The 25704-nt window shown below is 40.8% G+C and carries 24 protein-coding genes; 16 read left to right on the top strand and 8 right to left on the bottom strand.

Annotation, left to right across the window (positions count from 1 at the left end; translation table 11 throughout):
- Positions 1-31 precede the first annotated feature (31 nt).
- Together AC4CU0_RS05155 and AC4CU0_RS05150 are read right to left on the bottom strand one after the other, a co-directional pair.
- A complete protein-coding gene (locus tag AC4CU0_RS05155; protein WP_180003281.1) occupies positions 32-349 on the bottom strand; it encodes a YqfO family protein in 318 nt (105 codons plus the stop codon).
- Positions 350-364: 15 nt separating this feature from the next.
- Positions 365-1246, bottom strand: coding sequence for a LysR family transcriptional regulator (locus AC4CU0_RS05150; RefSeq protein WP_233945141.1), 882 nt, complete (start codon positions 1244-1246; stop codon positions 365-367).
- A gap of 156 nt (positions 1247-1402) precedes the next feature.
- On the opposite strand from AC4CU0_RS05150, the gene AC4CU0_RS05145 reads away from it, so the two are divergent.
- The gene (locus tag AC4CU0_RS05145; RefSeq protein WP_490742622.1) at positions 1403-3145 is read left to right on the top strand and encodes an FAD-dependent oxidoreductase; all 1743 of its coding nucleotides are present in this window, start codon (positions 1403-1405) and stop codon (positions 3143-3145) included.
- Positions 3146-3184: 39 nt separating this feature from the next.
- Here AC4CU0_RS05145 and AC4CU0_RS05140 read toward each other — a convergent pair whose 3' ends face one another.
- The 4 genes from AC4CU0_RS05140 to AC4CU0_RS05125 all read right to left on the bottom strand — a co-directional run bounded on the left by AC4CU0_RS05140 (position 3185) and on the right by AC4CU0_RS05125 (position 9432).
- Positions 3185-3640, bottom strand: a complete 456-nt coding sequence (locus AC4CU0_RS05140) for a hypothetical protein (RefSeq protein WP_490742621.1) — start codon at positions 3638-3640, stop codon at positions 3185-3187.
- A gap of 78 nt (positions 3641-3718) precedes the next feature.
- Positions 3719-3847 (bottom strand): KGW motif small protein, encoded by a 129-nt coding sequence (locus tag AC4CU0_RS05135; RefSeq protein WP_490742620.1) that lies wholly within the window; start codon positions 3845-3847, stop codon positions 3719-3721.
- A gap of 326 nt (positions 3848-4173) precedes the next feature.
- Positions 4174-8010: a phosphoribosylformylglycinamidine synthase gene (gene purL, locus AC4CU0_RS05130; RefSeq protein ID WP_490742619.1), complete on the bottom strand. Its 3837-nt coding sequence runs from the start codon at positions 8008-8010 to the stop codon at positions 4174-4176.
- A 387-nt stretch (positions 8011-8397) separates the two neighbouring features.
- Positions 8398-9432, bottom strand: coding sequence for a M20/M25/M40 family metallo-hydrolase (locus AC4CU0_RS05125; protein WP_490742618.1), 1035 nt, complete (start codon positions 9430-9432; stop codon positions 8398-8400).
- Between the two features lie 212 nt (positions 9433-9644).
- On the opposite strand from AC4CU0_RS05125, the gene AC4CU0_RS05120 reads away from it, so the two are divergent.
- From AC4CU0_RS05120 to pal, 10 genes are all read left to right on the top strand, one after another.
- Complete coding sequence (locus tag AC4CU0_RS05120; protein WP_490742617.1) at positions 9645-10985, top strand: deoxyguanosinetriphosphate triphosphohydrolase; 1341 nt, start codon at positions 9645-9647, stop codon at positions 10983-10985.
- Between the two features lie 110 nt (positions 10986-11095).
- Positions 11096-11698 carry a Holliday junction branch migration protein RuvA gene (ruvA, locus tag AC4CU0_RS05115; RefSeq protein WP_168378057.1) on the top strand — a complete coding sequence of 201 codons (603 nt, stop codon included), beginning with the start codon at positions 11096-11098 and terminating at the stop codon, positions 11696-11698.
- A 245-nt stretch (positions 11699-11943) separates the two neighbouring features.
- Complete coding sequence (gene ruvB / locus AC4CU0_RS05110; RefSeq protein WP_168378058.1) at positions 11944-12951, top strand: Holliday junction branch migration DNA helicase RuvB; 1008 nt, start codon at positions 11944-11946, stop codon at positions 12949-12951.
- A gap of 97 nt (positions 12952-13048) precedes the next feature.
- Positions 13049-13696: a hypothetical protein gene (locus AC4CU0_RS05105; protein WP_233945136.1), complete on the top strand. Its 648-nt coding sequence runs from the start codon at positions 13049-13051 to the stop codon at positions 13694-13696.
- A 216-nt stretch (positions 13697-13912) separates the two neighbouring features.
- The gene (gene ybgC, locus AC4CU0_RS05100; protein WP_078190367.1) at positions 13913-14320 is read left to right on the top strand and encodes a tol-pal system-associated acyl-CoA thioesterase; all 408 of its coding nucleotides are present in this window, start codon (positions 13913-13915) and stop codon (positions 14318-14320) included.
- A 27-nt stretch (positions 14321-14347) separates the two neighbouring features.
- Positions 14348-15046: a protein TolQ gene (gene tolQ, locus AC4CU0_RS05095; protein ID WP_490742615.1), complete on the top strand. Its 699-nt coding sequence runs from the start codon at positions 14348-14350 to the stop codon at positions 15044-15046.
- A complete protein-coding gene (tolR, locus tag AC4CU0_RS05090) occupies positions 15046-15495 on the top strand; it encodes a protein TolR (RefSeq protein ID WP_180021912.1) in 450 nt (149 codons plus the stop codon). Before tolQ ends, tolR begins: the two co-directional genes overlap by 1 nt.
- 3 nt (positions 15496-15498) lie before the next feature.
- Positions 15499-16791: a cell envelope integrity protein TolA gene (gene tolA / locus AC4CU0_RS05085; RefSeq protein WP_490742614.1), complete on the top strand. Its 1293-nt coding sequence runs from the start codon at positions 15499-15501 to the stop codon at positions 16789-16791.
- Positions 16792-17341: 550 nt separating this feature from the next.
- Entirely contained in the window at positions 17342-18625 is a 1284-nt protein-coding gene (tolB, locus tag AC4CU0_RS05080) for a Tol-Pal system beta propeller repeat protein TolB (RefSeq protein WP_171319182.1), read from the top strand.
- Between the two features lie 68 nt (positions 18626-18693).
- Positions 18694-19263, top strand: coding sequence for a peptidoglycan-associated lipoprotein Pal (gene pal / locus AC4CU0_RS05075; RefSeq protein ID WP_180034379.1), 570 nt, complete (start codon positions 18694-18696; stop codon positions 19261-19263).
- 265 nt (positions 19264-19528) lie between these two features.
- On the opposite strand, the gene AC4CU0_RS05070 is transcribed toward pal, so the two are convergent.
- Positions 19529-19726 carry an NF038105 family protein gene (locus AC4CU0_RS05070; protein WP_078190373.1) on the bottom strand — a complete coding sequence of 66 codons (198 nt, stop codon included), beginning with the start codon at positions 19724-19726 and terminating at the stop codon, positions 19529-19531.
- Positions 19727-19910: 184 nt separating this feature from the next.
- On the opposite strand from AC4CU0_RS05070, the gene AC4CU0_RS05065 reads away from it, so the two are divergent.
- The 5 genes from AC4CU0_RS05065 to AC4CU0_RS05045 all read left to right on the top strand — a co-directional run bounded on the left by AC4CU0_RS05065 (position 19911) and on the right by AC4CU0_RS05045 (position 23200).
- Complete coding sequence (locus AC4CU0_RS05065) at positions 19911-20885, top strand: class 1 fructose-bisphosphatase (protein WP_490742613.1); 975 nt, start codon at positions 19911-19913, stop codon at positions 20883-20885.
- Positions 20886-20937: 52 nt separating this feature from the next.
- Entirely contained in the window at positions 20938-21714 is a 777-nt protein-coding gene (locus AC4CU0_RS05060) for a TrmH family RNA methyltransferase (protein ID WP_078190375.1), read from the top strand.
- Between the two features lie 160 nt (positions 21715-21874).
- Entirely contained in the window at positions 21875-22489 is a 615-nt protein-coding gene (locus tag AC4CU0_RS05055; RefSeq protein ID WP_111883945.1) for an RNA polymerase sigma factor, read from the top strand.
- The gene (locus tag AC4CU0_RS05050; protein ID WP_180083906.1) at positions 22486-22806 is read left to right on the top strand and encodes a hypothetical protein; all 321 of its coding nucleotides are present in this window, start codon (positions 22486-22488) and stop codon (positions 22804-22806) included. Before AC4CU0_RS05055 ends, AC4CU0_RS05050 begins: the two co-directional genes overlap by 4 nt.
- Positions 22796-23200: a DUF3106 domain-containing protein gene (locus AC4CU0_RS05045; protein ID WP_180083904.1), complete on the top strand. Its 405-nt coding sequence runs from the start codon at positions 22796-22798 to the stop codon at positions 23198-23200. Before AC4CU0_RS05050 ends, AC4CU0_RS05045 begins: the two co-directional genes overlap by 11 nt.
- A gap of 89 nt (positions 23201-23289) precedes the next feature.
- Here the strand turns inward: AC4CU0_RS05045 and AC4CU0_RS05040 are convergent, their stop codons facing one another.
- Complete coding sequence (locus AC4CU0_RS05040; protein WP_490742612.1) at positions 23290-25704, bottom strand: CSLREA domain-containing protein; 2415 nt, start codon at positions 25702-25704, stop codon at positions 23290-23292.

Genomic DNA, 25704 nt, shown 5'->3' with positions numbered 1-25704 from the left:
TTTTCTATAACTTAAAAATTTAAAAGCATCATTAAAATTGAATATCCACCATTTGAATAAACTCAAATGCCGGCTCTTCATAAGGATGACTTGCTTTTAAAGCCCTTGCGACCTCACTCGCCTTCTCTTCAGGCACGATGGTTTCCACACGCCATTCAGGGATAGATTCAAGCTGATCCAACTCACCAATAAATGGATTTGCACCTTTTACAGGTTTAAACTGCCCTGTTCCAATTACTTGCCAAGCGCAGTGTTCATAGTTGCCTATACCGCCTGCTCCTGCTTCAAATACGGCCAGTTTAGTCGACTCTAAGTGAGACTCAGGTACATAATAAATCAGTTTTAACATTGGTTATTCCAGACGCTATTGTGCAGTTACATTATTTAAAGCACTGTAAATCATTTTTAATGCAACATTATTCGATGCATGCGGATAGGTTGCATATAAACCTAATTTCGGTAAATCCACATCTGTTTGAATGACTTTGACCGAATCATTTAAAAACTTGAGTAAATACTCGGGCACAAAACTCAGTCCCATGCCCATATTAATCAAATTTAAATGCTGCATGACATTAGTCACCCACAGCATGTGATCATGTTGATGCTGATCAAAAGGAATCAAGGCATTTAAGGTATCGTAAAAAACAGGAGAAGCATTTTGTTCACACATAATAATGGTGTGATTTTTTAACTCTTGAAGTTTTAAGATGCGATCTGATGGATGCAGATGCGCTGCACCGACTAGATAGATCTGCTCACTTAAAACCTGAATATTGGTAAAGTCGTCATGACTTAAGTGATAACGAGTAAAACTAATATCCAATTCAGTATTTTTGAGTTTTTGGATTTGCTCTGTACACGTCAAGCTATGTAAATGAATTTTTAAATCTGGGATATGTTGTTTTAATTGCGCCAAAATACTCGGCATAATTTTCAATTCTGCGACATTTAAAAAGCCAATATGTATTTGGTTATTTTTAGCTTGCGCCACGTGGCGAGCTGCAGCTACAGCTTGTTTGGCATTTTGAATTGCTTGCTCGGCATATTTGAGAAAAGCCTGCCCTTCATCGGTCAGTAAGACTTTTCGGGCAGAACGTTCAAATAATTGCACCCCAACCTCCTGCTCTAAGTCTTTAATTTGCTGACTGAGCGATGGTTGTGCTGTAAATAGTTTTTCCGCTGCCTTAGTGAAACTCTGTTCTTTCGCCACCGTCACAAAATAACGTAAATGTCGTAATTCCATTCGCTTCACTCCACACACTCACTACATCACCCGTGTCATGCAGTCAAAATACCAATAGATCTATAGTTTATATGAATATCCATTCTACTCGGAAAATCATTTGCCTAGACTGCGGACTATTCCAAGTTTGCGCTTCACATACACATGGAGTTTTGTATGACACAGCAATACGATACCGATGTTCTGATTATTGGCACAGGGCCTGCAGGTTCTACTTTAGGTTTAGCCTTGGCAAATTACGGTATTCAGGTTCAGCTTTTTACCCAATTTAATTGGTTAGCCAATAGTCCTCGTGCCCATATTACCAACCAACGTGCGATGGAAGTGTTGCGTGACTTAGGTATCGAAGAACAGGTCAAAGAAATTGCAACGCCTTGGGAGCAGATGGGTGAAAGCCTCATTACCACAAGTCTTGTCGGTGAAGAAATTGCCCGTATGAGTGCTTGGGGCACGGGCGATGAACGTCATGGCGATTATATTAAAGGTAGCCCCTGTCCATTAGTCGATCTTATTCAACCGAAAATGGAAGCTTTGTTGGTAAAAAATGCAGCCGAGCGTGGTGCGATTTATAATTTTAATACTGAATATTTATCGCATATACAAGATGAACATGGCGTAACAGCAACATTCCTTAATCGCATTACCCAAACTGAATTTAGCTTACGTGCCAAATATTTAATTGGTATGGATGGTGCTCGCTCTAAAGTGCTTGAAGAGCTTGATTTACCCCTCGAAGGGATCATGGCTCGTGCAGGAACGGTGTATGTGACTTTTAAAGCAGATCTCTCTCAATATGTGAAAAACCGCCCTGCTATTTTGCAATGGATTGTTAACCCTGAAGCGAGCTTTGGTGATCTGGGCATGGGCTTACTCCGTGCCATTACACCTTGGAATGAATGGATTATGGGTTGGGGCTTTGATATTTCCAAAGGCGAACCACAAGTCACCGAAGAGCAAGTTCGTGCGCGTTTAAATGCCTTTGTCGGTGCTGAAGTAGAAAATGTCGAAATTCAAAAATTGTCTTATTGGTATGTGAACCAAACATGGGCAACTGAATATTCAAAAGGTCGTGTATTCTGCGGTGGTGATGCGGTGCATCGTCATCCACCATCAAGTGGCTTAGGTTCAAATACCTGTATGCAAGATGCCTTTAACCTCGGTTGGAAATTAGCGTATGCCATCAAAGGTTGGGCTGCTCCAGCTCTACTTGAATCTTATACCACTGAGCGTGCGCCTGTCGGCAAGCAAATCGTGGCGCGTGCCAACCAATCTCGCTTTGACTATAAGCATCTCAAAGAGGTATTTCGTTTTGACCAAGGCATCACAACTCAAGCTCAAATGATGCAACGTATTTTTGCGGAAGATGAACAAGCTGCAGAAATCCGTCAAAAGCTTTATCAAGCCTTAGAAATTAAAAACTTTGAATTTAATGCTCAAGGTGTAGAGTTGAATCAGCGCTATACATCCAATGCCATGATTGCTGAATCTGAGCCTGAGATCTTTGCCAAAGATCAACAGCTTTACTTGCAAGCAACCACGCGTCCGGGGGCTAAAGTTCCACATACTTGGTTAATTGATGCCAAAGGCAACAAGCAATCAACCTTAGATATTACAGGGCATGGTCGTTTCACCCTACTGACAGGTCTTTCAGGCAAAGGTTGGAAATCTGCTGCTGAATCGTTGAATCTACCTTATTTAGATGTGATTCAAATTGGTTCCCGTGAATACCGTGATGTGTACGGTACGTGGAATGCTAAATCTGAAATTCATGAATCAGGCGCTGTCTTAGTTCGTCCAGATGGTTATGTGGCTTGGCGATACCAAGACAGTACCAATGCTGCTTTTGATTTTGAAAATACGTTGAAGGCGGTGTTAAAGCAGATCCAATTGGCTATTTAATCAAAAACCACCTTCGGGTGGTTTTATTAATTCAATATTTTAGGATTTTTCTTTCCAACAATGTTGTTTTTTTTCTACACCTATTTCAGCTTTATCTAACAACAATACTAAATTTTGTGTTCGATTATTTGAACTTTTTGGCGCAAAACTATTTTGACTATATCCATTTTTATAAACGCAAATCGACCAACTATATTTTGCTGGAAATATATGAATAAATTGCAAACTTTTCTCTGCAGAAAATGTAGCAATTCCGTCCTGTGTTTTTTTTAATGTAGATTCAGTAAAAGACTTGCCTTGCCATGTTGTAAGATTTAAAAATACTTCTGCATCGTCCAACTTTTCATTTTGCTCATTGATAACAGTTATATTAATTTTCGGATGCTTCGTTTTTAAAATAGGAAAGCACCCACTTAACAATGTTGACGGAAACATAAAGCCTAAAAGTAAAAATATTTTTATATCTTTTAATAATACAAATTGTTTAAAGCTCATTATTAATTTTTGCAGTTTTTTAATTATGCATTAGTTTACATAAAAAACCGCCTCACGGCGGTTTCAATTGTTCAAATATTACATCTGTAAAACATAACCCAAAACTAAAAACACCAACTGCAAACACACCACTGCACCAAAAAGCTTCCAGCCCTTTTTACGCAGCGCAGACTTATCAACTGCCGAATATTCCGCTGTTTTAATCATGTCATCACCTCATCATGAGTGTTGATACTGAACTCGTTTAGTTATCCATCTTTCTTTTATCTTGCTGTCTTTAATCTTGCATAGTTATTGTGCATAAAATACACACTAGCATGTTTCCACAAATATAAAAGCAAAATCTAAACCAAGTTCAGTGGGAGAAATAAAAATTTAAAACCAACAAAAAACCACCCGCAGGTGGTTAAAAATCGAAAGCGATTATATGTGTAAAAACAAGCATTCACAATAATTAATATATCTTTTGGTAAATTTTAACCATAAAAAAGCCACCCGAAGGCAGCTCTTTTCTATTATTCATCTATCTAAGATTAACCAATAAATTTACGTGCATTACGGAACATACGTAACCAAGCACCGTCTTGATCCCAATCTTCTGGTTTCCAAGAATGCTGAATCGCACGGAAGTTACGTTCAGGGTGCGGCATCATAATCGTTGCACGACCGTCTTTAGACGTTACACCTGAAATCGCTTCTGGCGAACCATTCGGGTTCATTGGGTAATGCTGCGTTGGGTTGCCTTGACTATCTACATAACGCAAGATCACTTGATCGCCAGCATTCAATGCTGCAATGTTTTCTGCGCTTGTAACCACACGACCTTCACCATGTGCTACAGCGATAGGAAGAATCGAACCTTCCATACCTTCTAACAATACAGAATTTGATTTTTCAACGCGTACGTTAACTGCACGCGCTTCAAACATCTCAGAAGTATTGCGGTGGAAACGAGGCCAAGCTTCTGCACCTGGAATTAATGGTGCAAGCTGAGACAGCATTTGACAGCCGTTACAAATACCTAGAGAGAATGTTTCGTCACGGTTGAAGAATTTCTCAAATTGGTCACGAAGTTTAGGATTGAACAATACAGATTTCGCCCAACCGCCGCCTGCGCCCAATACGTCACCGTAAGAGAAACCGCCACACGCGACTAAACCTTCAAAGTCATCAAGACTGATACGGCCAGCAAGCAAGTCGCTCATGTGTACGTCTACAGTGTTGAAGCCGACTTTATCGAATGCAGCAGCCATTTCTACATGACCATTTACACCTTGTTCACGCAGAATCACCATGTTTGGACGGCGTTCATTGATGTATGGTGCTTCGATTGGCTCGTTCAAATCAAATGTTGGTTTTGCAATTAAACCTGCATGTGATTTGTCAGCGATCAGCGCATATTCTTGATCCGCAGTTTCTACGTTGTCACGTAAACGCTGGATTTGATGTGACACTTCGGTCCATGCTTGCTGTAATTCAGCACGGTCTAAGCTCAAACCATTTACAGTTAAAGTATCTGTATCGTTTACAGTACCCACAACTGCAATTGCATCTTTAAGGCTAGACGCTGCAACTTCAGCTTCTAATGCAGCCCAATCCGCTTTGCTGATTTGAAGCACTGCGCCAATTTCTTCAGCAAATAACGATTCAACAGATTGATCTTCAAGTGCTACACCTAGGCGTGAAGCGAACATCATTTCTGCAACAGTTGCCAATAGACCGCCATCACCGATGTCATGGTAAGCCTTGATTAGACCACGGTTGTTCCAATCTTGAACCAATGCAAAGAATGCTTTGAAGTCATCGAAGCTATCTACGTCAGGTGTTACAGAACCGATTGCTTTATAAACCTGAGCAAGGATCGAACCGCCTAGACGGAACTGACCTTTAGAAAGATCGATACGTACAAGTACAGACTCAATATTTTTAAGTTCAGGTGTCAATGTTTTACGTACATCAGTCACAGGTGCAAATGCAGTGATCACGCCTGACATTGGAGAAGTTACCGACTTGTCTTCGCCTTCGTCATTCCACGTTGTACGCATAGACAATGAGTCTTTACCTACAGGAATTGCGATACCTAAAGCAGGACACATTTCCATACCGATGGCTTTAACACCTTCGAATAGCGCTTGGTCTTCACCTTGTTGACCTGCAGCAGCCATCCAGTTTGCAGACAATTTAATGTCGCTGATCTGGTCGATTTTTGCAGACATGATGTTTGAAATTGATTCTGCTACAGATAAACGTGCAGAAGCAGCAGGATTTAACAACGCAACGGGTGGACGTTCACCCATTGCCATTGCTTCACCTGTGTAACCGACAAGGCTTGTTGTTGTCACTGCAGCATCAGCTACAGGTACTTGCCAACGACCTACAAACTGATCCCGTGCAACCATACCTGTAATCGAACGGTCACCAATCGTGATCAAGAACGATTTAGACGCAACAGTTGGATTCTTAAGAACGCGGTAAATCGCATCTTTCAGATCAGTTACTTTTGACGCTTCGAAGTCATCGCCTTTACGTTCAATGGTTTCATATGAACGGCTCATGCGTGGTGTACCGCCAAGCATCACTTGCATTGGCATATCCACAGCTTTGTTTTCAAACAATGGATCTTCAACGGTTAAATGGCGCGCTTCAGTCGCTTCACCCAATACCGCAAACGGACAACGCTCACGTGCACACAGTGATTCAAAGAGTTCTAAAGATGATGGACGGATCGCCAAAACATAACGTTCTTGCGCTTCATTCGACCAGATCTCCATCGGAGACATGCCTTTTTCAAGCGATGGAATTTTACGCAGATCAAGTACCGCACCTAACTCATGATCGTTCACAAGTTCAGGCATTGCATTTGAGATACCGCCCGCGCCTACGTCATGTACAGACACGATTGGGTTATGATCTTCCATGCGCCAGCACGCATCGATGACTTCTTGGCAACGGCGTTCCATTTCTGGGTTTTCACGCTGTACAGAAGCGAAGTCTAGGTTTTCACCCAACTTACCGCTGTCCACAGAAGATGCTGCGCCACCGCCTAGACCGATCAACATTGCAGGACCGCCAAGTACGATTAAAAGATCGCCCGGTTGGATTGCATCTTTTTCTACATGGTCAGGACGGATGTTACCGTAACCGCCGGCAATCATAATTGGCTTATGGAAGCCTTTTACGTCGCCATTGACATTTTGTTCAAATGTACGGAAGTAACCATTTAACGCAGGACGGCCAAATTCGTTGTTAAATGCAGCACCACCCAATGGACCTTCAATCATAATTTGAAGTGGAGATGCCATACGAGATGGTTTGCCGTAGTTTTCTTCCCAAGGCTGTTCGAAGCCCGGAATGTTCAAGTTAGATACGGTAAAACCTGTTAAACCAGCTTTTGGCTTACCACCACGACCTGTTGCGCCTTCGTCACGGATTTCACCGCCCGAACCTGTTGCTGCACCAGCAAATGGTGCAATCGCTGTCGGATGGTTATGTGTTTCCACTTTCATCAAGATGTGAGCGGCTTGACTCTTGTATTTATAAACGTGGTGACCTGTTTCAGCATCTAGTTTTGGATAAAAACGCTGTGTGTCAAAACCAACAATTACAGAAGCGTTGTCTTTATATGCCGACAATACATCTGTAGGTGATTCTTTATAGGTGTTTTTAATCATTTGGAACAATGACAATGGTTGAACTTCACCATCAATTGTCCATTCTGAACCAAAGATTTTATGACGGCAGTGTTCAGAGTTTGCTTGAGCAAACATCATCAATTCGATGTCATGCGGGTTGCGACCCATTTTTGTGAATGCATCGGTTAAATAATCGATTTCTTCATCAGAAAGCGCAAAACCAAATTCAGAGTTAGCTTTCACCAACGCTTCTTTACCTTGACCCAAAATATCAATTGAGTTTAAAGGCTTTGGTTCAGTTTCAGAGAAAAGTGCCGCAGCATCTTCAATAGCATTGAAAACGCTTTCTGTCATGCGATCATGTAATGCTAGTTTTACTTCATCAGAAACAGCATTTACACCCTTCAAAGTAAATAAAACACCGCGTTCAAGGCGATGAACCGGTGTATTACAGTTGGCAAAAATGTCTGTTGCCTTAGACGACCACGGAGAGATGGTTCCAACACGTGGCGTCACTAAAATTTGGACTTCGTCACTTGCTGCTTGGTGCAATTCAAAAGATTGACCATCGTTGAGAAGCTGTAAAGCGGATTGCTGTTGTTGCTCGTTGAGCGCTTGGTCAAAAAGGTAAACCCATTGACTTTCAATTGATTGAACAGAACTAATTGACGTTAAACGTGATAATAGTTGAGTTTTCTTAAATGAAGAATGTGCAGGTGCACCGGCAACGATAAACATGCTGATTTTGGCTCCACGGGATGATCGAAAAGACCATGCCACAATGTGACTTGAGAGAGCGCATATTCTACTGTGTATTAGTTAAATCAGCTAGATGTGAAAGTGAAATTGTAGTGCTTATATCGGGAAGTTTAGGCAATAATGCTTTTATTTTTAAATAATAAAATTGAATTTAGTCGCACAGATTAACACAAAATTATCTGATTTTTTCATTTCATCCTAAGAATAATATTCAAACTATAAAAATGTTTTATTTTTCAACAACAACTCACTTTTTAATCAAGCGTTCAAATCATATTTGAAAATTAATTTCAGGTCTAAATGTGTGAGATTTAAACCTGAAATTCATAAAGACTAAAATCAATTCACATTTGAAATTGAAACATTTTATTTATTCAAATCTGACAATAGATCTTGAATTACATTAAGGGCTAAGTTCAGTGAGTTTACATCTACACCATCAATCATATCGCAAGCCTTGTGGTAGCACGGTGCAAATTCGAGTTCATCACCTTTCATTTGCTCATTAAATAAAATTAGTGAAGTAACGGGAACTTTCCCTAAAAATGGCAAAGTATCGCTTGCTGTTAAAGTCGTTACATCATCTTTAATCTGCATATTATTGGTTTTAAAATATTGACGCATACTTTGTTCTAATGCAGCATCCTGCGGGTGCTTAGGTAATTGACTCATGCTGTCTAAAATTGGCTGATAATCACTTTGTGCAAGTCCATTGGCTTTAAACTGTGCCGCCATTTCTCCAATTGATGAATGGTCACCATCGGCAATCATGATATTCGGATTCTTTGTTCCCACCATATCAACATTGATATAGGCTTGAATGCCTTGAAGCTGTTTCTCACTGAGTGATTTCACAAAAGCTTGTGAACCTGCAATACCAACCTCTTCAGAATCCCAAAAGGCAAGATATAGTGTGTGTTTAGGTTTTACCTTTTGCTTCGCATAGTCTTGTAATAATGCTAACAATACTGCAACGCCTGAAGCATTATCATTAATCCCAGGCCCCATTTTCACCGAATCATAGTGCGCGCCGACAATCACAGCGGTATCTTTGGATTGCCCTTCAATCTCAATCACAATATTTTGCCCAACGGTCTTTTCTCGATTTTCAAATGGCAACATTTGCGCGTGCAAGCCTGCTTTCTTGGCTTGTTCAAGAATATATTGTGCAGAAGCCAATCCACCTGCTGTACCTACTGCACGATTGCCACCATTTTGTTCCGCAATTTCTTCAAATGTTTGTAAATGATGCATCATGCTATTTTCTGATGCAGCAACATTTTGGTTTGGCTGCACTTTCGTTATATTTTTTTCTGTATTGAAACTTGTACAACCTGACAAAAAAAATGTCACGCCCAAACTTAGTGCAGTCAAAGTAGGAAGAAATTGTTTTCTATACATTTAAATTATTCTCATTGAAAATTAAAAAATGGGATAAAAGGTAAAATTTGCCCATCTATACTAACAGCCCATTTTTAAATTTCTGTTTTGTTTTGCATTTCATTAAGGCAAATCACTCATACATCTTTTAAGACAAGTTGTGTCGCCCCAGACTAGTGCTTTTCTGCTAAGTTTGGCATTATTCAATTCAAGTAATAATTGAATAATGATAAATGACTCAAATGCGTTGGCTTGAACTTCTTTCTACAGTTCGTATTGGTAGCAATAAACACAGTTCTGAACAGGCACGTAGCCCCTTCCACAAAGACTACGACCGCATTATTTTTTCGCAAAGCTTTCGACAATTAAACCGCAAGACCCAAGTCCATCCCCTCACCCAACATGATGGCATTCATACTCGCCTAACTCACTCTTTAGAAGTGTCTTGTATTGGACGTTCACTGGGGATGCTGGCGGCTGAGAAAATTAAAGATGAACTCCCGATGTGGATTTCACCTGCCGATGTCGGTGCAATTATTCAAGCTGCGTGCTTGGCACACGATATTGGTAATCCACCTTTTGGCCATGCAGGCGAATATGCCATTCGAGAATGGTTTGATGACGCATCGCATACCAACTTTTTACAGGACTTAAGCCCTGAAGAAGAAGCCGATGTGCGTCAGTTTGAAGGTAATGCACAAGGCTTACGTTTACTGACTAAAATTGACTATCATCCGAATGATGGTGGTATGCGTTTAACCTATGCAACTTTAGGTGCATATTTAAAATACCCGTGGCTTTCAAAAACCATTGCATCGCAAGGCAATAAACCTGCAAGCCAACGAGCAAAGTTTGGTTGTTATCAAGCAGAAAAAGAAATCTTGCAGCAAATTGCAGAACAACTCGGTTTAATTCAACTGGGCGAATATCACTACTGTCGTCATCCGTTGACCTATTTGCTTGAAGCCGCAGATGACATTTGTTATGCCTTAATTGACCTTGAAGATGGCATTATCCTCAACATGTTGAACTATAACGAAGTTGAGCCAATTTTCCTTGATTTGGTCGGTGACTATGGCATACCTGCCGAATTGGCGATGACTGATACCACTTGGCAACAAAAAATTGCCGCATTACGTGGTCGAGTGATGAAACGTCTAGTCGAAGAAGTCACGACAGCCTTCGCCCGCCATCATCATGAAATTTTGTCAGGTCAACTTAAAGGCAGTTTATTGCAGTATTGCAGTGAAGATATCAAGTGTGGAATTAACCGAGCGAAAGAATTAGCTCGCGATAAAATTTTTGAACATCCACAAAAAGCAGGCTTAGAGATTATTGCACACCAAAGTCTGCAAAATATTTTAGACGCATTTATTCCTCTAACTACGCCAAATAAAACCTTGAGTTTTAAAGAACAGCGACTGATGTCCATTCTCCACCGTTCGGGGGCACATTTTGGGCCGTTGCATTATGAAAACATCATGCAAGTATTGGATATTATCTCTAAATTTTCAGACCATCAGGCTTATAACCTTGCACAGGAACTTCAAGGCAATAAAGTTGGTTTCTTTTAAAGCTGAAAAAATGTGAAGGCTAGTAATTCGCTGGCCTTCACGCTAATCTCACAACAAATTGAAATTGAGCAAATGGCTCAGACTAAACTGAAATAAAGTGAATAAATGACATGATCGGATGTTTAATTGGCGAAGTGCTGGCATTGGAAGCACCAACGGTATTACTCAATGTAAATGGTGTGGGCTATGAAATTGACACCCCACTTTCAACATTTTGCCAACTACAAAAAGGTCAAAAAATTACCCTGTGGACACATTTGGCTGTTCGTGAAGATGCACAACTGCTGTATGGATTTAGCAATGCTCAAGAAAAACTGATCTTTCGCACACTGTTAAAAGTTAACGGCGTAGGCCCTAAAATGGCACTGGGCATTTTGTCGACCTTAAGTGTTGAAATGCTAATTCATACGGTTGAACACGAAGATGTAAACACCTTAGTCAAAGTTCCGGGTGTGGGTAAAAAGACCGCTGAACGCCTCATGATTGAGCTTCGTGATCGCTTTAAAGCCATGGCTTCAGGCACTGCACCAACCAATTCAACTGTTGAACAAATTCAATTTACAGGCAACTCTGCAGTTGCCGAAGCTGAGGCGGCATTGCAATCATTAGGTTACAAACCAATTGAAGCACAAAAATTAGTGAATGCTGCCAAAGGTGACTTTACTGAAGCCAGCGACATTATCCGTGCTGCATTAAAGTCGATGAATAAATAATTTGTAGTTTCTAATGAGCACCGCATCCTTTGCCTTTTAGGGTTATAGACAGTATGTGAATCACGCAGGCGACAAGGATGTCGCCGTTAAACTGTGCTACAAGGACGTAGCATCAGTTTAACAAATGGGTTTTGTCACTTTTGCCCAGTCAAAAGTGAGAATCGCCTATACAATGGCATTTAAAGTTCAATCGCTTTTTGAGGCTGTGATTCTTCCACAACGATATAGAGATTAGTTAAATAATTATGCAAGACCGTCTTATCAGTGGTTCAGAAAAACCCGAAGACCACTTCGACCGTGCCATTCGCCCAACATCCCTCGATGACTACATCGGGCAGCCTGTCGTCCGTGAACAAATGGAAATCTTTATCGGTGCTGCACGTGGCCGTGAAGAAGCACTCGATCACACCTTAATTTTTGGCCCACCGGGTTTAGGTAAAACCACACTGGCCAATATTATTGCGCGTGAAATGGGCGGCAACTTAAAATCTACATCAGGCCCTGTCCTTGAGCGTGCAGGCGATTTGGCTGCGATGCTAACCAACCTCGAAGAAGGTGATGTTTTATTTATTGATGAGATCCATCGTCTTTCACCTGTCATTGAGGAAATTCTCTATCCAGCGATGGAGGATTACCAACTCGACATCATGATTGGTGAAGGCCCTGCTGCCCGTTCGATCAAACTGGATTTACCACCCTTCACTCTTGTTGCAGCGACGACTCGTGCAGGCCTACTGACCTCTCCTTTACGTGACCGTTTCGGTATCGTACAACGTTTAGAGTTCTATTCTGTCAAAGACTTAACGCATATTGTGACTCGATCTGCAAACTTGATGGATGTACCCATGACTGCCGAAGGTGCTCAAGAAGTTGCACGCCGTGCTCGTGGGACACCTCGTATTGCAAACCGTTTATTACGCCGGGTCCGTGATTATGCGCAAGTTAAAGGTACGGGTGAAGTAACCCAAGAGATGGCTCAACGTGCTTTGGACATGCTAAATGTCGATAAAGATGGTTTAGATACGCTAGACCGCCGTTATTTATCAATGCTACTAGAGCGTTTTGATGGTGGCCCTGCAGGTGTAGAAGCTTTAGCTGCTGCTATGGCAGAAGACTCAGGGACCCTAGAAGATGTGATCGAACCCTACCTCATTCAGCAAGGCTATGTCATGCGTACTGCACGTGGACGTATTGCCACCAATATGGCTTATTTACAGTTTGGGATGACACCACCAGAGCCGAAAGATAAATAGACGATTATTCACTGAACGACTTCAGGGAGTTAAATGCTCCCTGAATGTTTATTTAAATTTTAAAATAAATTCAATCCACTACAAACAGCAAACTAAAATGATAAATCTTGAGAATAGAATAATTAACAAAATTAATAGCGAATACATTCAAAACCTTCCATTAGACAGTGCCATTGAAAACATTCCCAGAGAACAACCCATCAGTTCATTTAGCCCTAAACAAATGAGTGATTTTGAAAGCTTATTTCACGCCGAATACAATTATTTTATCACTGTCGAATGTGAAAAAATTCTCAGCAAAGAAACCATAGAAGTAAGTGAAGATAATATCTTAACTATTAAACAATCGCCTTCTGCATATCGTATAAAAAACCTGAGCTTCAACTATACTTCTGCCCTCATTTTTATTGGGACGTACTATCACGACGACGTACAAGTTTTGGTCAAGGAAAACTTTAAACCAGCAAAAATTAATACGTTGTATTTCAGCTTCTCATTCTTTGCTTTAGTCATACTCGTTTATGTGTTTTTCTGGATAGATCTAGCTAATGAACTTTTACTCATGTTAGTTATTGGCCTTGGCTTTTGCTGCTTAACGTATATGTATGAATCTTTGAAGGCATTACTCCCCAAGCAACAGAAAAAGAAAATGGAAGAAACTCACTTTCATATTGCGGGATATTTAGCAGCTCATCTACAGGATTTTGTCGATGCAAAATTTAAATTAGATGAACAAACAAATTAAAAGCAGTCTCTTTTTTAATCAATAATAACATCTACGAAAGTTAAAGATTTACGTGAGTTGAAACCTTGTGCCATTGGACTGATGACTCACGGTGCTAAACTGCCCGTCATTGAAGCACTTGACGAATCATTGAATTATCGCCATTTTTAAATGCTCTAATTCTTTGCTGAAGTGCAGAACAATATTTTTCAGATTTTATAAAGACGGAACACTCTCATGGCGAATAAATTCGAATTCAACATTCGTGTATATATTGAAGATACAGATGCAGGTGGCATTGTTTACCACGCAAATCATATTCGCTTTATGGAACGTACCCGCACAGAATGGCTGCGCGCTTCAGGTGTAGACCATTATTGGCATCAAAAAGATTACAACTTTGTCGTTCATAAAATTAATGTGAAATATTCACGTCCTATATTAATGGATGACCTGATTACTGTTACAGCAAGTGTAGTTTCGTGTAAGGCTACGTCATTTGTGTTGCAACAAAATATTTATCGTGGTGATATTATGCTGGCATCAGGTGAGGTAGAATTGGCATGTATCAGTGCAGAGATGAAACCCCGTCGCCTTCCTGATGAAATACGTGAACTGATTCTGAAAGAATTGGAACAAGATTAAAAAAATTATTTGGCACATGTAGTAACTATGGCAACTCAACTAGAATCAACACTCAAAGTTTCAGACCTCATCTTACAAGCAAGTCCTGTCGTACAACTGGTAATGCTCCTGCTGCTCTTAGCTTCGTTATTCAGTTGGTATCTGATTGCCAAGTTACACATGAATTATAAAAAAGCGCAGGCCGATGATGAACATTTCCAAAAAATCTTTTGGTCTGGCGCCGAACTCAACACTTTATACAACAATGCTCAGCTCAACTCGAAACGTGTTGGCCTTGAAGATGTCTTCTATCAAGGTTTAGGCGAGTTTTTCAAACTTAAAAAACGTAATGCCAGCGCAGAACAATCAATTGAAGGTACAGAACGTATTCTTCGTGTGGGTTTAAGCCGTGACCAAGGACATTTAGAAAATGGTTTAGGCGCGCTTGCGAGTATTGGCTCGGTTGCACCCTATGTCGGTTTATTCGGTACCGTTTGGGGCATTATGAATGCCTTTATTGGTTTGGCAGATGTTGACCAAGTCACCCTTGCTACGGTTGCTCCTGGTATTGCAGAAGCATTGATTGCAACGGCCATTGGTCTTTTTGCGGCAATTCCTGCTGTACTAGCATTTAACCATTTTACAGCCAAAGGTGAAGCCGTTTATAACGATCGTGCTCTTTTTGCCGAAGAAATGGTTGCGTTATTACAACGCCAGTCTGTAGGTTCAACTCAGGACAATGACTAATGGCTATTCAACGTTCTGGACGCTTTGAGCGCATCAAAAAACCATTAAAAAGTGACATGAACGTCGTACCATATATTGATGTCATGTTAGTTCTATTGGTGATTTTCATGGTCACTGCACCTATGATCACCACAGGTGTCAAAGTCGACTTACCACAGGCAAATGGCACGCCTATGCAAGCGGAAGATAGTAGAGCGATTGTTACACTGAAAGCAGATGGCACGATCACTCTCGAAGATAAAAATCATCAAGATGATGTACTCACACTCGATGAACTTAAATCTGTTTTAACGGCCTCGCAAAATGAAGCGAGCGAACAGAAAAAGCAAATGAGTGTCCTGATTAACGGCAGTGAATCTCGTCCTTATGGTGAAGTCATGAAACTCATGTCTGCCCTTCAAGATGCAGGTTTAACACAAGTAGGTTTACTGACTGAGCCATTAAAATAATTTATGAAAGATTTCAACAAGCCGCCTTTTAAACAAAAAGCCGTTGCGATTGGTTTCACACTAGGTGTGCATATCGTCGCTGTGGTTGGCTTACTTTATCTTGGCATGAGTAAACCACCTGAGCCCCCTAACAAAATAACCACTGTTTTGGTAAAACCGGAAGATTTAAAACCTGTAACACGTGAAGTCACTGAGTTTGATGAAACCGCGCATGAAAATGTAGCTGAACAAATCACGCAAACAGCAGAACCTAGCGTTGAACCGGCACCCGAGATTCCAACGGCTGCACCACCTAAGCCAGCAGAACCACCTAAGGCAGATCCACAGATTGCTGCTCAACAGGCACTCGCTGCGGCAAAAGCACAGCAGCTTGCTGAACAAAAAGCTGCGGACAATGCAAAACGTGCTCAAGAACAAGCTAAAGCTGCTGAAGCTGCAAAACTAAAAGCACAACAAGAAGCCAAAGCGGATGCAGCTAAGGCAAAAGCAGATGCTACGGCGAAAGCCAATGCTGAAGCAGCAAAACGTAAAGCTGATGCTGATGCCAAAGCCAAGGCTGAAAAAATCCATGCCGATGCTTTAAGAAAAGCAGAAGCTGACAAAGCCAAAGCTGCAGCAACGGCAAAAGCCAATGCAGATGCAAAAGCCAAGGCCAATGCGGATGCTGCAAAACGTAAAGCAGATGCAGACGCGAAAGCTAAAGCCAATGCGGAAGCTGCAAAACGTAAAGCTGATGCTGATGCCAAAGCTAAAGCCAATGCAGAAGCTGCAAAACGTAAAGCTGATGCTGATGCGAAAGCCAAGGCCAATGCAGATGCGGCAAAACGTAAAGCAGATGCTGATGCAAAAGCTAAGGCCAATGCAGAAGCTGCAAAACGTAAAGCAGACGCCGATGCAAAAGCCAAGGCCGATGCAAAGACTAAAGCCGATGCCGAAGCACGCGAACGTGCAGCCGAAGAAGCCAAAGCTTCATCTGCAAAAAAAGCAGCTGAAGAAGCTGCACAGAAAAAAGCTGAAGCGAAGAAAATTGCTTCAACAGCAAAACGTGATTTTGAAAATAGGATTAAGCGTGCGTGGGATACACCTTCAGACTCTGCGGGTAAAACGGCGTCTGCTCGCGTTACCCTTACGGAAAGTGGTTCAGTTCGGTCAGTGATTGTGAACTCTAGTGATCCTGATATGAAAGCCAGTATTGAGGCTGCTGTTCGAGCTGCTGCACCATACCCAATGCCGAGTGACCCAGATGCAAAACGTGAAGCTCAAAGTTTTACGTCTACCTTCAAGTCATCACGTTAAATATTAAAATCCCTGCAAACCGTGTGGGGATTTTTTTGTGCTTAAGCAATGAATCACCCCATACCAATTTTTCTTATCTTCAAAAGATCAAGTTTCATCGCTGGTATGATGTTTATTTTTAATCTTCTACATCCATCCCCCAGTTACACCCTTTCCTAAAATGAATACTCAATCGATTGCACGTGCATGTTTCAATACTTGAGCTTTTATGAAGCTCTAGCCCCGACAAATTGATCCCTTTTTGTCTTCGTTCTATATAACGCCGTGTATGTGGGACTCAGCAACATCAAGTATTACTAAAATTTTCTAAACACTTGATTCAAAAATAGAATCTTATAACTAAAGAATTATCATTTTCATTCCAAAATGTGATGTTGTGTTCATGATTTTTAAGCTAGACTTGACGAAACTCGGATAAAATCTCTGCATTTTTCACAGTGTTATAACAGTTCAGTCATATTTTCATGCTTTTAATATCTCAAAATCATGCCATTATGTGACACAACCAAATACAGACAATAACTCACATTTTTAGAGTAATTAGCGAATGATGGAAATGACGCGTAAACATCTTCTTTGCTTAGCCGTATTCACTGCTTTGAGCCCAGTTTTAGTGACTCAAACGCATGCGCAGCTTCACCTCGAAATCACTAAAGCTCCTGAAGAAGCACCTAAAATTGCGATCGTGCCTTTTAGTAATGACTCAAATATTTATCCAGTGGTTGAAAATGACTTGAACCGCTCAGGTAAATTTACCAGTGCCTCTAAAAACTTACCTGCAACTGCAACAATAAACTCTCCAAATGCAGAAGCATGGAAAGCCGCGGGCGTACCCTATGTCGTGACAGGTACATCAAAAACAACGGCTGATGGCTCTTATGAAATTCACTACCAACTGTATGATGTTGAAAAAAAACAATACCTGTTAAATGAACTACTCACTGTACCTGCTTCACGTTACCGTCAAGCTGCGCATATGATCAGTGATGCGATATATCAAGCTTTAACTGGCATTCCAGGTGACTTCAGCGGCCGTATTGCCTATGTATTGCGTAATGCAGCAACACCAGATCAGCGCTATACCCTACAAATTGCAGATACAGATGGTGAACAACCCCGTACGATTTTGACTTCACGAGATCCAATCCTTTCCCCTGCGTGGACGCCTGATGCGAAAAAGCTAGCCTATGTTTCTTTTGAAACCAAGCGCCCTGCAATTTACATCCAAGACTTAGCAAGTGGTAACCGTGAAAAAGTAGCAAGTTTCCGTGGTCTAAATGGTGCACCAAGCTTCTCACCTGATGGTAAATCGATGTTGTTTACCGCTTCAATGCATGGCAATCCTGAAATCTATCAAATGGATTTACAGACTCGCCAATTAAAACGCATGACCAATGACACAGCGATTGATACAGAAGCACGTTATGCCCCTGACGGTAAATCATTTATTTTTACCTCTGACCGTGGTGGCTCTCCACAAATTTATACCTACAACTTAAGTGCTGAAAGTGTAAAACGTTTAACTTTCCGTGGTGCATTTAATGCCCGTGGCACTTTAAGTGCTGATGGTAAAAAATTAGCTTTGGTGCATCGTCCTAGCGGTAGTAACTATAAAGTTGCGGTTCAAGACATTGGTTCTGGTGTAACCAATATTTTAACACCAACAAGTTTAGATGAATCCCCAAGCTTCTCTCCAAATGGTCAAATGGTCGTGTATGCAACACGTGAAGCAAACCGTGGTTTGCTCTCGATCATGTCTTTAGATGGTCGTTTCCGCATGAACTTACCAAGTGAACAAGGTGAAGTTCGTGAACCAGCTTGGGCACCGAAATAAACACTGCATGATTTATTCAACAATAACTTTTTAATGAAACATCATAAATAACCGTCATGGAGATCAATATGAAAGCGATGAAACTGATTGCATTACCTGTTTTAGCTACAGCATTAGTAATGACTGGTTGTGCCAGCCGTAAACCTGCAGCAGACGTACAAGCAGGACAAAACCCAAATAGCTCAACCACTGTAAACACTTCTGGTTTAAGTGAAGATGCAGCACTCAATGCACAAAACCTAGCCGGTGCATCATCTAAAGGTGTAACTGAAGCGAATAAAGCATTTTTAGCGAAGCGCGTAGTACACTTTGACTACGACAGTACAGAGCTTAGCAATGAAGACTTACAAACCCTTCAAGCTCATGCACAGTTCCTTGTTGCTAATGCAAACTCACGCGTGGCTTTAACAGGTCACACCGATGAACGTGGTACTCGTGAATACAACATGGCACTTGGTGAACGTCGTGCCAAAGCTGTTGAAAGCTTCCTGATTACAACAGGTGTAAGTCCAAATCAGCTTGAAGCAGTCAGCTATGGTAAAGAAATGCCAATCAATGCGGGTCATGATGAAAATGCATGGAAAGAAAACCGCCGCGTAGAAATTAACTACGAAGCTGTACCTCCGCTACTTAAATAAGACTTGAAAAAGTCTGAGCTAAAAAAAAGCACTCATTAATGAGTGCTTTTTTGATTTAACCCGTATCATTTAATTTATATCGTTTCATTTTCATCGTTCTGTTGCAGCGTTCTGTGCTTTAACTCAATTTAGCCCTTTAACTCAGGATAAATTCAGTTAGCGGCTTTAGAACATAAAAAATAATCAATTAAAATGCAAATGAACGACTTTTAAAACGAGATCCTTAGCTTTACCAACTAGAAAATCACCTTAACAATCCAAATCATTACGCTTCTGCTTCTGGATGTTCAGCATTTTCTTTTTCTGTTTGCATCGACTCAATGAGATCATGTTTATTGAACTTTTTATACTCTGCTTTAGCTTCGTAACTGCTCCATGCAGCTTTTACGGTATCCGCAGAAATATCGTCTAAATTCAATCCCTCAGTTGCAGTCGGAGTCGCATCAAATTTTTGTGTGGTCATTGTTGTGCTCCCTGTCTTTCGATTTATACATTAGATTCAACATAGCATGTTATTCAGGACTTGCAAGGGTAAAATCACGACAAATAGTCTAGTTTAATTTTTCTTTTCCTTCGTTCTCATCTAAAATGTTGCACAATCACATTTTTATCATTTTTGATAAATTAATATTTGGAGTTTTCCGGTTATGTCAAATCTCACCCTTTCCCAATTTCTACAACAACAAAGTGGTAATCTTACTCCTGCATTAGCACAAGTTATTGAAACAATTGGTAATACATGCAAAGACATCGACCTTCTTTTACAAAAAGGTGCTTTGGCTGGTGTATTGGGTAGCGCGCAACACGAAAACGTTCAAGGTGAAGAACAAAAGAAACTTGATGTCATTTCAAATGATTACCTCATCGATGCATTAAAAGTTCATCCACATGTCGGTGGTTTGGCATCTGAAGAATTAGATGAATTCACACCAGCTCAAGAAAATGGCGATTATCTTGTCTTGTTCGACCCATTAGATGGTTCAAGCAACATCGATATCAACATGTGTGTTGGCACAATTTTCTCAATTCTTCCTGCAAAAAATGCCGTGACGCAAGCTGAAGATTTCATGCAAGCGGGTGTGAATCAAGCGGCTGCAGGTTATGTACTGTATGGCCCATCAACAATGATGGTTCTAACTGTCGGTGCTGGCGTAGTCTTCTTTACTTTTGATCCAGAAAGCAAAGAATTCTTATTAACTAAAGATGCGATTGCGGTGGCAGCAGACACTAAAGAATATGCAATTAATGCATCGAACCAACGTCACTGGGAAGAACCTGTAAAACGTTATATCGACGAACTTCTTGCAGGTAAACCTGGCCCGCGTGAAAAAGACTTCAATATGCGTTGGGTTGCATGCATGGTGGGTGATATTCATCGTATTCTTTGCCGTAGCGGTATCTTCATGTATCCATACGACTTCAAAGATCCGAAAAAAGCAGGCCGTCTACGTTTAATGTACGAAGCAAACCCAATGAGTATGTTGATGGAACAAGCTGGCGGTGCTTCTACAACAGGCCGTGTCCGCATTCTAGACATCCAACCAACAGAACTTCATCAACGTGTTCCTGTGATTATTGGTTCTAAAAACGAAGTTGACCTAGTTACGTCATACCATAATTAATTTCTTATAACGAAAGTCAGTATTTCTGCTGACTTTCGTGGATATCTCCCTCATGGCTCTGATTTATCTCGAATCAAAAGACAACCCTAAAATTAAACACCTCCGTGGCTTAATCGAACAAAATGCCTACCGTAAAAAACAAGGTCAAACTGTTTTGGAAGGCACACACTTGGTGTTGTCATGGTTAGACTCAAAACGTCCAATCAAATCGATTTTCACCACTGAACAAGCAATTAACCATGCTGATTTCGACCGCATTGCAGAACAATATCAAGGTGCGGTGTTCATTCTAAGTGAATCTTTATATAAAGATATCAGTACACTTGGAACATCTATTGCTTGCTTAGCAATTGTGGATTTACCAAGTTCAAGTGAAGCGCTTAACTTCAGTGAAGACACCTTAATTTTAGACAATATTCAAGACCCCGGTAATGTAGGCACCCTACTCCGTTCTGCTGCCGCGGCGGGTATTGAGCAAGTTGTTTGTACCAAAGGCTCTGCATCGCTCTGGTCACCGCGTGTATTACGCGCAGGTATGGGCGCACATTTTTCATTAAATACCTTTGAAAATATTGCCCTTGAAGATATTTTGACGAAATTCAAAATTCCAGTGTATGCAACAAGCTCACATCAGTCTGAAAACCTGTATAGCAAAAATTTGCGCCAACAATGTGTGTGGATTTTAGGCAATGAAGGTCAAGGTGTTTCTGAGTATGCATTACAACATGCCGAAGCCGTTGCGATTCCTCAACCGGGTGGTCAAGAATCACTAAACGTAGCCATTGCTGGCTCGATCTGTTTTTTTGAAATGGTACGTCAGCGTCAGTAAAATCGTTATTTTATTGTATTTAGCGCTTAAGCCTGAAAAAAATAGACTACACTAGAAAAAATAATAATTCTTTTTGTCAACCTAACCGTTATTTCCATCGTTATTTGTATATGAATATGGAAATAATGGTGGGTATCCGATGACAGGATTTTCCATCTCTATGGATTTAGCACCCAAAAAGTCCGAGACGCAAGACAGCAGTGTTTTAAAAAGCACGGCTGAGTCTCGCCTGAAAAACTTCATGAATGAAGTGACGGGGCGTGCTTTAGTAATGATGGAAAGTGCAACGCACGGTCAACATGGCATTGCCATGGACTTGGTGCAAGAAGCCTTTATTTCCTTACATAAAGCTTATGCTGAAAAATCCACAGAGGAATGGTATCCCCTGTTTTACACCATTTTAAATAACAAGCTGCAAGACTGGCGTCGAAAAGAAGCACGTCGTTCGCAGCCGTTTTCCTTATTTAGAAAAGTCAGCCTAGATGACGACGATGTCGAGATACAGGATGTGGTAGATGAATCTACACCAAACCCTTTCGACTTTCTGGATCAGGCTGTCACTGCAGAGGAAATACAAGATGCTATCGCAGAACTTCCAGTCCGCCAGCAACAAGCATTTATGTTGCGAGCTTGGGAAGGCTTTGATACGCATACAACTGCAGAAATTATGAATTGTTCCGAAGGCAGTGTGAAAACACATTACCACCGTGCCATTCAAGGTTTACGTACCGCTTTGGCACATTTGAATCCACATATGGGAGGATCATCCGAATGAAACAAGATGATTTCTTAAAGCAAGTAACCTCCAAACTTGATGGACTCGCACAGCACCATAAAGACAAAGCAACTGTCATGAGTAACGTGCTTGAAGATATTCATCAGCGCGAAACTTCACGTTATGGTTTCTGGAAAATGTCTGGCTTTGCACTTGCAGCAGCAATTGCAGGTTTTGTCATTTTACCGAATGCGACTGTACTGGATGACAAACCACAAAATCAGGTGATTTCAACCCCTAAGCTCTCCCCTCAAATGGTGGAAGATCTTGAAATGTTGATGGTTCTGGGTGAGGACAAAGTTCCACATGGCAGCTAAAAAATTAGCAATAGCATTCTGTGCTTTTAGTTTTTTGCAAACCAGTTTTGCTGGCTTTGATCGCTTTTGGATATTTTCAAAAGATGCAGATACCCAAGTCAATGAAACTTGGGATTCGCTATCTGAAGCAGAACAACAGGCTTTAATTAAAAAGTATCAGGCACTCAAAGAGATTCCTGCAGATCAACGTATCAGCTTGCAACAGCGCATGGATTGGTTCACCCAACTTCCAGACAGTGAAAAGCAGCGTATGCGCGAAACGTGGCAAAAAATGAGTACTTTAGAACGTAAAGAACTCGCGACACGTATGCAAAAAGCTAGTCCTGATGAACGACCTGCTATTCGCGATGAGTATATCAATAAATACTTACAACCTATCGCTGTCGTTCACTAATCAAAAACAACAGTATGTTGTGAAAATCAAATCTATTACATTAGTTAAGCCATAAAAAAAAGCCTCTTATCGAGGCTTTTTTTATTGTCTTACTTGCTCAACCGACGCTGACGATACACACCCAAACCAATCAATGCCAACAGTCCAAATACTCCCATTGAGCCACCGCCGCTAGAAGAAGAGTTGGTGTTTTTCGCGGTATTCTTAAGAGTCAGAATTGCATTGCTTGATGCAATGCCGTCACTATCGATAACGCTATATTCAACAGGATAGTCAAACTGGCTAAAGCCATTTTTTACTGAGAAGGTAATTTTTCCACCGTAGCAAGTTTCCTTTAAATAACTTGCTGGGCAACTGCCACTATACTCAGCTTCAAAGTTTAAACCTGCTGGGATTTTAGTAAAACGAATTGGAATAATTTGGCCTTCTTCATTTTTATGCCATACCGATTTATCCGCTGGCATAGATGCAACTGGACCATCACCATCATCATTAGCATTTTCTAATAAATTATTGACGGTAACAGACAAATTATTTGACGGACTAATTGTGTATTGAGCAGCTTTGGCCACTGGGGTCATATTTTTAAATGCCACACGTACTACACCAGAGGATTCCGCCTGACTCCCTGTCTTTTGTTTTAGCGTATATTTACAAAAACCGTATTCGGTAGGCGCTGTTGTTGCCCCACTGGTGCGATATATAACGATTTGTTTTATTCCCGCATCCCAATCACAGTGTAGGTCATGTGGTGGATTACCCACAATACTTGCTTCGCCTGTACTAGACACCGTAATTTCACTGCCAATGCCGATTGGTGAAGTCGTTACAGTGTAGTTGTCAGCATTTAAGGCGATTTGTCGTGTTTCAGCACTTCCATTCACAGACTCTTCTTGAGGTAATGATGCTGGGAATGGATCAAAATAAACTGCACGATACTTAAGGTTATTTTTTAATGCACTTAATACCGCTTCGTACTTTGTTAAATCATCCTGATTGGCAACTTTATATTCTGCATAATTTGGATCTTCGATATCCTTTTTCAAGCTATCAATTGTATTTTGATACTTATCTTGCAGAGCTGTTAAAGACTCATTGGTAATATCTGCCATATCTGCTGCGGTTAAATTCATTAACTCAACCGAACCAATATCACATGTGTTTCTTTGCGTAGGTGATAACTGTAAAGTACCATCTGTGATCCGCAAAATACCCCGTTGATCCGCATCACTACAGCCGTCTAAGCCAAGATTGATTAAGTCAAAACCACTGCCGATCGCTTTCGGATAATACAAAGGTAAATACAAATTATAAGCAGATTTTGTTTGTAGGGTGCTTAACAAAGTCCCCATAGCATAACTACTTACATCATGGTTTTGCAGAAAGCTTTCTGTATTATTCAGCACACTTTCGGGTAAATCACACTGCCCAGCTGCCAGTTCAAAAGCATTATTACTCGCAACAAACTTTTGACCATTATCAGGTACAGCATTATTCAGATAACGACAAGACTTACCACCAGTATTATAGGACAACACATTGAAATACCAAGCTTTTCCACCATTATTGTCATAATAATAAGTACTAGCCGCATTATTTTCGACTATTGTATTACTGGTTAAAACGAAGCTAGAAAAAGCACTTAAACGTTCCGTTCCCTGAGAAATGGCACGGATAATACTACCCGCACTTGGATTTGCTTGGTTTTTTGCAATCGTATTTGCTGTCAATTCAACTTTGGCCTTTCCACAGAAGTCCATCACACTATTACTCGTCGATGAACCATTTTGAATAATACTGCTTTGCTGGAACACAATTTCAGGCTGGGTATCCCCCAAGTTCCCGATACAGTCCATAGCAACAACACTACCTTTAGGTGCAACGTTGCCCTGAACTAAACTGCTCACCAATAATGTTTTCTTCGACATATTATGCGCAACAGAGTAAATCGCACCACCTGCAACTTTGGCTTGAGAGTTTTCTATTGCACCATTATTTAAGGTAAATGCCCCCCCTAAATACAAGGCACCACCTCGATCTTCTGCCATCCCGCCAGTAAGGCGTACATTATTGACGATAAAGTTGGCTTCTGAACGTGAAGTATTAAAAATACGCGATTTGCCTTGGGCATTAATCGTCGTTCTAATATCTTCATAGGCAGGAAATTTCTGCGTCAGTAAATTTTTTGAATCATAGTTAAAGCGACTTTTCCCCTCAATCACGATCTGATTTAGAGGAACTAACTCACCTTTAGTCAGAAGATATTCACCTGCTTCAAGTTGAATATAATCGGTCTGCCCATTATTTGGATTACCGACATTACATCCACCAAAAGATTTGTTTTTACGTGCAGTTTCAATCGCTTCACGTAAAGAACATTGATTGAGATTTTCACCATTTTCATCATCAAAGGTCGTAACTTTGATGATGTTACTTGTCGCTGCCATAGATGACATAGCCGCAAGGACCATGACCGCCAGCAATCCTTTTTTATAATTTTTCAT

The organism is Acinetobacter sp. LipI_15 (assembly GCF_058242865.1).
This window is presented reverse-complemented; position numbering and strand designations above follow the sequence as displayed.